Origin of the sequence: Candidatus Palauibacter sp. (assembly GCF_965197445.1) — a bacterium.
Taxonomy (GTDB): domain Bacteria; phylum Gemmatimonadota; class Gemmatimonadetes; order Palauibacterales; family Palauibacteraceae; genus Palauibacter.
The window spans coordinates 347202-358778 of sequence record NZ_CBDANE010000003.1; the positions used below are offsets into that span (position 1 = coordinate 347202).

Here is an 11577-nt window from a genome sequence, read left to right on the forward strand (position 1 = left end):
GCCGTTGACCGGCGACCCATGCGGTTCGATGGTGTTCCCATGAACAACCCCCCCTCCCGTCCCGCCGTTTCCCCCAAGGAACGCATCGCGGCGCTGGCTCGGAACGACAAGTGGTTCCTGGGGGGGCTGGACGGCGTGGTGTGGGCGCCGCCGTTCCCGCAGTGGCTTCACCGGCCGGGGTTCTGGGATCCCGTTCACCTGCTGCAGCACGAGGTCGGCCCGGGGTTCTCGGTGGCCTTGGTGCGCCCCGACGGGCTGGAAAGCCCTCTCCGTAGAGCGACCTGCGGCCCGGGCGGTCGCGAGCTGACGCCACGCAGGTGGCGGCCCGGGCGGCTGGTCGCCACGTGGTCGGATGAGCGAGGCGTCATCGTCGAGGAGCGCCGCCAGGTGCTGCCGGGCGGAATCCTGGAATCATCCTGGCGCGTCCCCCGCGAGATCGAGGGCCACCTCGTCGGCTTCACCGCTCAGCCAGCCGACGCGACCGACGGGGCGGAACCCACGGCAGCCGGCGTGGGATGGACGCGGGCCGTCACGGACCGGCGCGGGCAGGAATTGGTCCTGAGCCTGGAGCTCGCGGGCTCCGTTTCGCCCGCGTGGCGGCGCATAGTGCCCTCCGAGGGGCGCGGCGCGCCCGAATGGCGGCATTCGCCCTTCGCGGAAGACGGCGGCGGGGCCCCGGGGAGCGCCGAGACCGCCTGCGCCGGCGCCGACCCCGCGTCCGGCGCGGCCCCCGACCCGAACTCCGGCCCGGACGCACGCCGCTTCGGGTGGATCTGGATCGCCATCGCCCTTCCGCTGGCGGGGATCGACGACGGCGGCCCGCCGACCTTCCGGCTAACCCTCCGCCTTCGGCGCGCCGAAGCTCGGCGCACGGCTCCAACGTCCTCGACGCCCCCGGCCGGCGAGACCCCGACAGCCTCCGCCTGGGAGTCCTTCTTCGGCGGTTTTCCCCACTTCCAGTGCGGCGATCCATATCTCGACCGCACCTTCGACTACCGCATCTACGGCCTTGGCCTGAACCGCATCGAGGGTCCATGGGGCCCCGTGCAGCACCCCGCCATCGCCGAGGGCCCGGAGTACTTCCACATGCCGATCGCCTACAGTGCGCAGTGCCACATGATGGAGATGCGGTGGCGGAGGGGCGGGCGCGAGGCGTGGGGCTCACTCCTGAACTTCATCGACAACCAGAAGCCCGACGGCTCCTTCCACGGGCGCCTCTATCCCGAGCGCCTTGAAGGAACCGACTTCTACCACGCCAACTGGGGCGACGCGCTGCTCGCGGTCGACGACATGCACCCCGATGCGGCGGCGCTGGCCCGCTGTTACGAGGGACTGTCGCGCTACGCCCGCTGGCTGACGGCGGCGCGCGACCCCGAGGCGTCGGGGATGTTCACCGTCACGAACCATTTCGAGACGGGACAGGAGTACATGTCGCGCTACATGGCCGTGGACGAGGAGGCCGACGTGGCGGGGTGGCGTCCCCGCCTCCGCCTCAAGGGGATCGACGTCACGGTGTACGCGCACCAGCTGTTCCGCGCCCTCGGCTCGGTGGCGCGCCGCTTGGACCGGGCGGGGGACGAGACCGAGTGGCGCGGGTTCGCGGCCCGCTGCTGGAGGGCGATCGACGAGCGCATGTGGTCGGCGGAGGCCCGGTTGTTCACCGACGTGGACGGGCGCACCGGCGAGTGCACCGGCGTGAAGGCGGCGGTGGGGTTCTACCCACTGCTCACCGCACGGGTGGGCGGCGCCCGCCTCGACGCCCTGCTTGACCACCTAGAAGATCCCGGGACCTTCGGCACGCGCTTCCCCCTGCCTTCGTCCAGCGTGGACGATCCGCGATTCTCGGCGGAGGGCATCTGGCGGGGGAAGCGGCGCAACTGCCCGTGGAACGGACGGGTATGGCCGATGACGACGAGCCACGTGATCGAAGGGCTGCTGCGCTGCTGGCGCGGCGGGAGCGCGCGGGCCGGCATGCTGGCGGCCGACATGCTCAACCGCTTCGCGCGCATGATGTTCACCGACGGCGATCCCTCGCGCCCCAACTGCTTCGAGCACTACAACCCGCACACGGGCCGCGCGTGCCACTTCCGGGGCATCAACGACTACCAGCACTCCTGGATCCTCGATCTGCTGGCGCGCGGATTCGCCGGGCTCCATGTGGACGCGTCGGGAATCGAGGTGCGGCCGCTGCCGAACGGTCCCTCCCGCGTGTCGCTGGGACCGGCAATCGCGCGGGGTCGCACCGTGCGCGTCGACCTGGAACCCGAGCGGGTGAGCGTCACCGTGGACGGCGAGCGGCTCGACGGGCCGCGCGGCGAGGCCTTGCGAGTTCCGTGGGTTCCGTGAGTCGCGCTACGCAAGGCGTCGTGCTGCGCGGCGTGGAAAAGCGGTACGGCAAGGTCGTGGCCGTGCGGACGGTGGACCTCGAGGTCCGGCCGGGGGAGCTGATGGTGCTGGTGGGCCCGTCGGGGTGCGGCAAGAGCACCCTGTTGCGCCTCATCGCCGGGCTCGACGAAGCCACCTCGGGGGAGGTGTGGATCGGGGGACGGTGCGTGGACGACGTCGAGCCGGGCGCCCGGGACGTGGCCATGGTGTTCCAGAGCTACGCGCTCTACCCACACATGACCGTGGCCCAGAATCTGGGCTTCGGCCTGCGCGTGCGCGGCACGCCGCGCGCCGAGCTCGAGCGGTGCGTTGCCGAGGCCGCCGCCGCTCTCGGGCTCGCCGATCTGCTGTCGCGGAGGCCCGGCCAGCTGTCCGGAGGCCAGCGCCAACGGGTGGCTCTGGGACGCGCCATGGTCCGCGACCCGGGCGTGTTCCTGTTCGACGAACCGCTCTCGAACCTGGACGCGGAGTTGCGCTTGCGGACACGCGACGAGATCGCCGCCCTGCACCGGCGCCTCGGCACGACGATGATCTTCGTGACGCACGACCAGGTGGAAGCGCTGTCGCTGGGCCAGCGGGTCGCGGTCATGGATCGCGGCCGACTCCAGCAGGTGGGCACGCCGCATGAGATCTACCGCCGACCGAGCAACCTGTTCGTGGCGGGCTTCGTGGGGTCGCCGCCCATCAACCGCATCCCCCTGTCCCGCGACGAAGGGGGGCACCTCGCGGGCGGTCCGTTCGCGCTCGCGGAGCCCCCGGAACCGCCGCGCCTCGACCGCGCCACGCTGGCGGTGCGGCCGGAGGACCTCGCGGTGAGCGAGGCCGGCGACTTCCGGGCCACCGTGCTCCGCGTGGAGGCGCTGGGCAGCGAGCAGCGTGTGCATCTGGACGGCCCCGGCGAGGCGGCGTGGGTGGCGCGCGCATCCCCCGCCCTGCGGGTCGCCCCTGGCGACCGCGTGAGCGTCTCCGTCGCATGGGACCGCAGCCACCTGTTCGGTCCACACGGCCGCCGCGAGGAGGCCGTGCCGCGACCGATGGGCCAGCCGGCCTCGCAGTGACGAGCCGTCGGCCGCGCGCGCGCCGGCCCCTCCGGGCCGCCACCGGTTACGCCACCGTCGTCCTCGCGACGGTCGCCTGCGGCCCCGGCGAATCGGGCGGCGCGTTGCGCGTGGCCCTCTGGGCCGGAGGCCACGAACTCGAGATCGAGCGGCAGGTGGCCGACCGCTACGAGGCCTTGCACCCCGGCGTGCGGGTCGTGCTCGAATCGGCCCCTAACGGATACGAGGAGCGGCTGCTGACCTCGATCGCGGCGGGGCGCCCGCCCGACGTCTACCTCATGGACTCGCCCGACATCCCCACCTTCGTGGAGCGCGGGCTGGCGCTGGACCTCGCGCCCTACCAGGAGGCGCTCGGCTTTCGACCGGACAGCGTGTTCGGGCGGGTGGCGGACGCGTTTCGCCGGGGCGAATCCATGTTCGCTCTGCCGAAGGACTTCACTCCCATGGTCCTGTACGCCAATCGGGGTGCGCTCGCCGCCGCGGGGGTCGAAGACCTTCTGCCGGCCGCGCCGTCGCCCACCGCGCCGCCGGCCGGCTGGACCTGGGGGGACTTCCGGCGGGCCGCCGAGGCGGTCGTCGCGGACACCGACGGCGACGGTCGGAAGGACGTGTTCGGGTTCGACTTCCCGCGCAACCTGTACCAGTGGGTTCCGTTCGTGTGGTCGGCGGGAGGCGACATTCTGGCGCCCGACGGCAGCGGGGCGGCGGGTTACCTGGACGGGCCGGAAGCGCTGGAGGCCTACCGCTTCCTCACGGCCCTGGCGGAGGACGGCCTCACCCCGGGCGCGCAGTTTGTCCAGCAGGGAGACCCCGCGCGGGAGGCGCGCTTCGCATCGGGCGGACAGGCGTTCCTGCTGTCGGGCCACTGGACGCTCCCCGTGTTCCGCGATTTGGTGAACGCGGGCGCCCTGGACCTGGCCATCGTCCCCATTCCGCACCATCCGTCCCGGACGGCGGCGGCCAGCGTGCTGTACGCGTCGGGGTGGGCGGTGCCGCCCAACGCGCCGCACCTGCGCCGGGCCATCGACCTGGCTGGCTTCCTCGCCTCGCCCGAAGCGCAGCGCATCCGGGCGCGGTCGGGACTCGCCATTCCCGCGCGGATGGATGTGGCGGCGGAGATCGCCGCGGCGGACGGCACGGGGGTCGAGGGCGCGTTCATCGCGCTGGTGGAGGGAGCACGGATGACGTGGGGCGCCCGGGTACGCGACTTTTCCCGTATCGAGGCGCTGGCGGTGGAGATCATGGACCGCCGGTTGGTGCGGGGAGAGCCCCTCGCATCGAGCGCCTCGGACGTGGCCCGCCGCATCGACGCGGAGTTCGGGTGGTGACCGGCGTGCGGCAGCCGGTCCTCGCCGCCCTCGCCGCCCTCGCCCTCGCCGTCGGCTTCGGGTTGGTTCTGGCCGTCGCCGCGGGCCGGGTGGAGGGCGCACGGGTGGCGGCGGCGGAAGCCGAGGCGCGCATGGCGGCCACGCTGTGGGAGGAGGAGGGGGGCGGCACCCAGGCCGTGGCCAGGCTGCTCGGCGAACGGGCGGCGATCGTTGGCGCGGGCGCCGGAGGCGCCGGGCCGGGGGCGCACGCCTACGAGGCCGGGGCGCTCGACCCCGCCGCCTGGATCGCGGTCGCGCCGCGCCGCGCCGGCGGCCCCTGGGCCGCCTTCCCCGCCATCGCCACCGCCATCGCGCTGGCGGGCGTGGCGCTCATCTCGGGCTGGGCCGCAGCCCGGCGCCGCGGGCCGACGCGCTCGCGCTACCCGGCGGGCATCGCGCTCCTCTCCGTCGGCTGCATCGCCCTGACGGCGGTCGCCGCCGACCGGTGGGCGGACCGCGAACTCCGATCGCTGAGCGCCGTCACGGTGGCCCAGGGCGCGCGAGCCGTCGAGCTTGCCATGGCGACCGGCGCGGATCCAGCCGGCGCCGCCCGGGTCGCCCACCTCCCGTGGGCCGAGGACCGCTCGCTGGAGTCTGCGAACCAGCGGTGGACGATGCCGGCCTCAATCGCGGCTGCCATCGCCGCCTCGCCCCAACGAGACATGGAGACGCCCCCCGCGACGCCCGCCGGCACGCCGTACACGGTTGAAGCGGACGGCGCCACCTACCACGCGGCCCGCACCGCCGACGTCCACCTCGCCTTCCTCGGATACGAGCGCACCGCCGCGCCCGCCCTCCCGCTGGCCGCCGCGGGCGGGCTCGCCGCCCTGCTGGTGGCGCTGGTCCTCCACCTCGCGCAGCTCGCGGCCCGCCCCCGCGCCTTGCGCCGAACCCTGGCGGCGTGGGGCCTCCTCGCGCCGGCGGCGGCCCTCATCCTCGCGTTCACGCTTGGGCCGCTCCTCTTCTCCCTGTGGATCTCGCTGCACGAATGGCGTCTCATCGACCCCGCGCCCCTCTTCCTCGGACTCGACAACTATGCGGCGCTGCTCTCGAACCGAGATTGGTGGTCGGCGATCGGGAACACGGCGCTGTTCACGCTGCATGTGCCCGCCGCGATGGCCGCCGCCCTCGCCCTGGCGCTCCTCACCCAGGGGTCGCGCCGCGCGCTGCGCTGGGCCCGGCTCGCCCTCTTCCTGCCCGGCATCACCAGCGTGGCGGCGATCGCGGTCGTGTGGAAGTGGCTGTTGAGCGACCAGTACGGACTGCTGAACCAGGTTCTGGAGCGCGCGGGGCTCGAGTCCGTCCCGTGGCTCACCTCGCCCGACACCGCGCTCATCAGCCTGATGATGATCGGCATCTGGATGGTCGTGGGCTATCAGATGGTGGTCTTTCAGGCGGGCCTCGCCGCTATCCCGCGCGACTGGTACGACGCGGCCCGGGTCGACGGCGCGGGGTCGTGGCAGCGCTTCCGCCACATCACCCTGCCCGGCCTTCGCCACACGCTGTTCTTCGTGCTCGTCACGTCGGTCATCGGGTCCTTCCAGGTCTTTGGACTCGTCTATGTGATGACCGAGGGCGGCCCGCTGGGCGCCACCGATGTCGCCGTCTATCACATCTACCGGGAGGCGTGGGAGTTCCTGCGCTTCGGCAACGCGGCCGCCATGAGCTGGCTGTTGTTCGCGGTCGTGTTCACCGCCACTTGGCTGCACTTCCGCTTTCTCGACACGAGCCGCGCCCATGGCTGACCGCGCCATGGCGCCGCGGACGGCGCGCGGGCTGCTGCTCGCCGCGGCGTGCCTCGCCATGGCCGCGCCCTTCGCGTGGATGGTGCTGACCAGCCTCATGGGACAGCTCGAGGTGTTCGCGGGCGGGGGCATTCTGCCACGGGCGCCGCGCTGGTCGAACTACCCGGAGGCGCTGACCGTCCAGCCCTTCGCGCGATACTTCCTGAACTCGCTCGTGTTCGCGACCGCGGTCGCGGTGGGCCAGGTCGCGACCGCGGCCACGGCCGGCTACGCCTTCGCCCGCCTCGAATTTCCGGGGCGGGACGGGCTCTTCATGCTCTTCCTGTCGACGATGATGGTCCCTGCGGTCGTCGTGCTCATCCCCCGCTTCCTCATGATCGAGACCCTCGGCTGGATCGACACCTACCAGGGGCTCATCTCAACGGAACTCGTCTCGGTGTGGGGCATCTTCCTCATGCGACAGTATTTCCGGACCGTGCCCGGCGAGCTGGAGGACGCCGCGCGCGTGGACGGCGCCGGGCGCCTGCGCATCTTCTGGAGCGTCGCCCTGCCGCTCGCCAAGCCCGCCGTGGCCACCCTCGCGCTGTTCGCGTTCGTCGACGCGTGGAAGAACCTGCTGTGGCCGCTCCTCGTCACCCGGTCCATGGAAATGCGGGTGGTCGAGGTGGGGATCGCCGCCTTCCATTCGACCTACGAGATCAACTGGCCTTACCAGATGGCGGCCGGCGTCGCCGCGGTGCTGCCCATCGCGCTCCTGTTCCTGTGCACCCAGCGGTATTTCGTGCGGGGGATCCAGCTGGAAGGGATTCGGTAGCGTGGCGCGCGCCAAGACCCGGCCCGGCATGATGCGCGTCGGAGCCCTCGAGGCGCGCCGCTGGGCCGGCCTCCTGTTCGCAGCCGGACCCGACGACGGCATCGGCCTCCGCCTCGTCTTCACCACGCCGGGCGGCCAGCGCCGCGAGTTGGAGGACTGGTACTGGATGGTCTCCCGCGTCGGTCCCCACGCGCCGGACGGATGCTACGCGCGAATGGAGTTCGACCTCGCCGCCGAGCCGTCGCCCGCGTCCCGCCCCGGGGAGAGCACGCTGATTCTGGAGTGGTCGCGCCGCGAAGACGCCGTGGCGCTGCGGGCGGTGGCGCGCGCTCCGGGCCAGGTGGAGCTGGTGGGCGACGATCCGTGGGGGTGGAAGGCACGGTGGGAGGAAGCTTCCGACGGCTGGCGCGCGACGCTTGGAAGCGTGGAGATCGCCGCCGCCTTCGGGCCTCGGGCGGGGGAACGCGCGGCCACCGTGGTCGCCTGGGAGCCGAGGGGGGCGCCGTCTCGGTCCGCAGCCGCCCTGGCCCGCGCCCAACGCCTTCTCCCCGGGCTGGAGCGCTGGATCGACGACGCGCGCGCCGACTGGGACCGTCGCCGCCCGAGTTCGTCGGGAGCCGGGGAAGGACTGGTCGAAGCCGTCGCGGACAACCTGACGTGGACCGTCCTCCTCCAACCGGAAACCGGACGCCTGTACGCGCCAGCCGGCCGCCGCTGGATTTTTCCGAAGCCGGGGGACGGCGCACGGGAGGGCGCGCCGGCTCCCGACGATTGGACGGTGTTTGGGTGGGATTCCTTCTTCAACGCCCTCGCGCTCGCCACCACATCCGGGCGCCTGGCCTGGGACGTTCTCCTCGCCGGGCTCGAGTCGCGCTACCCGAACGGGAACGTGCCCAACTGGAGGAGCCGGCTCGGCGGCACGCCCGACCGTTCCCAGCCCCCGGTCGGGTCCTTTGCGGCACTGAAGCTGCATCTTACGTGCCCTGATGTGGACGCTCTGGCCGCCGCCTGGCCCGGGCTCCGCGCGTGGAGCGACTGGTGGGTGGCCGACAAGCGTGGACGCCCGCGCCGGGAGGGCCTCTCGCCGGGACTGTTGGCGTGGGGCTCGGATGCGGGGCTGGTTCCGGGGCGCGAGCAGCTCCCGGAGTGGGAAGTGGGCGCGAACGGCCACCAGCGCGCGGCGTGGGAATCGGGCCAGGACGACCTGCCGCTGTGGGAAGAGGCGGAATGGGATCCTCGGCGCGAAGTCCTTGCCATGTCCGCCGTCGATCTGTGCAGCTACCGCGCCCTGGACCTGGAGTGCCTGTCGCGGATTGCCCGCATCCTAGGCGACCCGGCGGCCGCTCGACGGCTGGAGGCCGAGCGCCGCCGCCTCGTCGCGGCGATGAACGGGGTGCTGTGGTCCGACGACGCCGGGCTCTACCTGGACGAGCTGCCTGCGGGTTTGTCTCCGCGCGTGGCGGCGTCGAACTTCCTTCCCTTGATTGCCGGCGTGCCGTCGGCGCGGCGGGCGCGGCGCATGGTCGGCGTGCTGCGCGACCCCGCGCGCTTCTGGGGCGAATGGGTGCTGCCCACGATCTCGCGCGACGACCCGGCGTTCGGCGACCAGCAGTACTGGCGCGGTTCCATCTGGCCGCCCATGAACTACCTCGTGCTGCAGGGACTGCGGCGCTACGGGTTCGACGAACTCGCCAGCGAGCTGGCGTGGAAGGGAGCGCTCATGTTCCTGGCCGACCGCCGGCGGACGGGGTTCTGCCGGGAGAACTTCGACGCGCGCAGCGGGCGGGGGCGGGGCCGCCGCTTCCAGAGTTGGGGGCCGCTGTTCGTGCTCGGCGCAATCGAAGAGTTCGTCGACGCCTGTCCATGGCGCGGACTGTGCATCGGCTCCCGGCTGCCCGCGTTCGTCGCCCGCGAGGCCGCCGCCTGGGCCCGCATCGAAGGGCTCCGCGTGGCGGGTCGGGCGCGGACGGTCGAGCTGTCGCGATGAAGGGCACGGAGCCGGCCGAACGGCCGGAGCGGCCCACGCTCGTGATCCTCGCCGCCGGGCGGTCCACCCGGTTCGGTCGCGCCAAGCAGCTCGAGCCCGTGGGGCCGGGCGGCGCATCGCTGCTCGAATACGCGATTCACGACGCCTTGCGCGCGGGTTTCGGGCGCTTCGTGCTCGTGGTGAGGGAGAGCCGACGCCACGAGTTCGATGCGCGCCTGGCTCCGCTGCGGCGGGCGGGGGTCGCGCTCTCCTTCGCCTGCCAGCGCCTCGCGCACGCCGACCTCGTGCCGCTCCCCCCGCCCGGGCGCGTCCGGCCCTGGGGCACGGGATTCGCGGTGCTTGCCGCGGCGGCCGCCCTGCCCCGCCGGGGTCCGTTCGCCGTCTGCAATGCGGACGACTTCTACGGGCGGGCCGCTTACGAGAGCCTAGCGCGCTCGCTCGCGGCCCCTCCCCCGGGCGTTCGCGCCTTCACCGTCTCCTACCCCTTGGCCGGCACCCTGTCCGCCTTCGGCGGCGTGTCGCGCGGCCTCTGCGAAATGAAGCCGGACGGCACGCTGCTCCGCATGACCGAGGGCCTGGACCTGCGCCTCGAGCGCGAGGCGACGCGGACGGGTTCCGGCGCCGAAGCCACCGCCGCCGTCGGGCGCAGTGCCGTTACTGGAACCACCACCGCCGGGACGTCGATCCGCGTTGACGCGGACAGCCAGGCGTGCATGGGGCTGTGGGGGTTCTTCCCCGAGATCCTGCCGCTGCTGGCGGAACGCTTCCGCGCCTTCCTCGCCGCCTGCCCCGGGGCCGATGACGAGTTCTACCTCTCCGAAGCCGTGAGCCACCTGGCCGCCGCCGGACGAGCGCGCTGCGGCCTTCTGCCCTCAGGCAAGGGTTGGATGGGGCTCACCTTCCCCGGTGATCGCGCGGGCGCCGCGGCCTCGCTCCGCCAACTGACCACGGCCGGGGCCTATCCCGCCGATCTCCGGACGTCGCCCGTACACCCGGAGCCGGCCCCGCGCGCGCAGGCCCCACCCGTCCACCCGCTTCAGGCGCCGCGCCGAGGGGTCGCAATTGCTCCCGGGCGCATCAACCTGATCGGGGAGCACCTCGACTATAACGGCCTCTCCGTGCTCCCGATGGCGCTCGAGCGGAACATCCGCCTGGAATTCGAGGTGCTGCGCCAGCCGGCGGTCGAACTCACAGGCGATGCCGACCATGGCCCCTTCGCCTTTCGCCTCGACCGGCCGATCGAACCCGCGCCCCAGGGCCACTGGTCCAATTATGTGCGGGCCGCCGCCAAGGGGTTGCTGGACCACGACGTGGAACTGAAACGAGGCATAGGGGGGAAGGTCGCCGGCACGGTGCCGGTGGCGGAGGGGCTGTCGTCCTCGTCCGCCCTCGTTGTGGCGTCGGCGCTGGCCCTGTTGCACGCGAACGGGAAGCATGTGGAGGTGCTGGAGCTGGCGGCGTTGCTGGCCCGCGCCGAGCGTTTCGTCGGGTTGCAGGGCGGCGGGATGGACCAGGCGGCGTCTCTCTGCGGGGCGAAGGGGCACGCGCTCAGGATCGACTTCGGGCCGCTGCGCGTGACGCCGGTGCCGGTGCCCGAGGGATGGCGGTGGGTCGTCGCGTCGTCGCTGGCGCGCGCGAAGAAGGCCGGGTCGGCGCGCGAGCCGTACAACGAGCGGCGGGCCCAGTGCGCGGAGGCGCTCGAGCGGCTGGGCCGGGCATCCTGGTTGGAGGTGGTTCAGGCCGACGAGGTCGAGTTCGCATCCATCGTGGCCGGGGGGCGCCGGTCGCTGCCGCCCACGTTGTGGCGGCGCTTTCGCCATGTGGCGACAGAAGGCCGCCGAGTCATCGAGGCCGAGGCCGCGCTGCGCCGGGAGGACATGGCCGCCTTCGGGAGTCTGATGAACGCGTCGCACGCCAGTCTGCGCGACGACTTCGGCGTGAGCACGGCGGCGCTGGACGAGATCGTGGAGGTGGCCAGGGATGCAGGCGCGGCGGGGGCGCGGCTCACGGGCGCGGGATTCGGCGGCTGCGCGATCGCGCTCTGCCGGGAGAGCCGGGCGGAGGGCGTGATGGGCGCGCTGCGAGAGCACTTCTACGCGCCCCGGGGCGGGGTCGGCGAGGCCGCACTGTTCGTGGCCGCAGCGTCCGGCGGAGCCACGGTGACCTGCTAGCAGCAGGGGGTGCCACACATCGAGGCAGATCCCCCGGGGTCCAGGCGGCG

Annotated in this window: 7 protein-coding genes; all 7 read left to right on the forward strand. The window is 73.0% G+C overall.

The features are described 5' to 3' along the window. The first annotated feature begins 39 nt into the window (after positions 1-39). From ACN9M6_RS02245 to galK, 7 genes are read left to right on the forward strand one after another with little or no spacing between them, the layout of a single operon-like run. The gene (locus tag ACN9M6_RS02245; protein WP_419161284.1) at positions 40-2346 is read left to right on the forward strand and encodes an MGH1-like glycoside hydrolase domain-containing protein; all 2307 of its coding nucleotides are present in this window, start codon (positions 40-42) and stop codon (positions 2344-2346) included. Next, positions 2343-3443, forward strand: a complete 1101-nt coding sequence (locus ACN9M6_RS02250; RefSeq protein ID WP_419161285.1) for an ABC transporter ATP-binding protein — start codon at positions 2343-2345, stop codon at positions 3441-3443. Before ACN9M6_RS02245 ends, ACN9M6_RS02250 begins: the two co-directional genes overlap by 4 nt. Then, on the forward strand, positions 3440-4771 hold the full coding sequence (locus ACN9M6_RS02255; protein ID WP_419161286.1) for an ABC transporter substrate-binding protein: 1332 nt from the start codon (positions 3440-3442) through the stop codon (positions 4769-4771). Before ACN9M6_RS02250 ends, ACN9M6_RS02255 begins: the two co-directional genes overlap by 4 nt. Next, the gene (locus tag ACN9M6_RS02260; protein ID WP_419161287.1) at positions 4768-6555 is read left to right on the forward strand and encodes a carbohydrate ABC transporter permease; all 1788 of its coding nucleotides are present in this window, start codon (positions 4768-4770) and stop codon (positions 6553-6555) included. The genes ACN9M6_RS02255 and ACN9M6_RS02260 overlap by 4 nt, the downstream gene beginning before the upstream one ends. Continuing rightward, positions 6548-7369, forward strand: coding sequence for a carbohydrate ABC transporter permease (locus ACN9M6_RS02265; RefSeq protein WP_419161288.1), 822 nt, complete (start codon positions 6548-6550; stop codon positions 7367-7369). The genes ACN9M6_RS02260 and ACN9M6_RS02265 overlap by 8 nt, the downstream gene beginning before the upstream one ends. A 1-nt stretch (position 7370) precedes the next feature. After that, a complete protein-coding gene (locus ACN9M6_RS02270; RefSeq protein ID WP_419161289.1) occupies positions 7371-9356 on the forward strand; it encodes an MGH1-like glycoside hydrolase domain-containing protein in 1986 nt (661 codons plus the stop codon). After that, positions 9353-11527: a galactokinase gene (galK, locus tag ACN9M6_RS02275; RefSeq protein WP_419161290.1), complete on the forward strand. Its 2175-nt coding sequence runs from the start codon at positions 9353-9355 to the stop codon at positions 11525-11527. Before ACN9M6_RS02270 ends, galK begins: the two co-directional genes overlap by 4 nt. Positions 11528-11577 lie beyond the last annotated feature (50 nt).

Coding starts and splice junctions, on each gene's coding strand:
- ACN9M6_RS02245 (WP_419161284.1), top strand. CDS start 40: ATGAACAACCCCCCCTCCCGTCCCGCCGTTTCCCCCAAGGAACGCATC.
- ACN9M6_RS02265 (WP_419161288.1), top strand. CDS start 6,548: ATGGCTGACCGCGCCATGGCGCCGCGGACGGCGCGCGGGCTGCTGCTC.
- galK (WP_419161290.1), top strand. CDS start 9,353: ATGAAGGGCACGGAGCCGGCCGAACGGCCGGAGCGGCCCACGCTCGTG.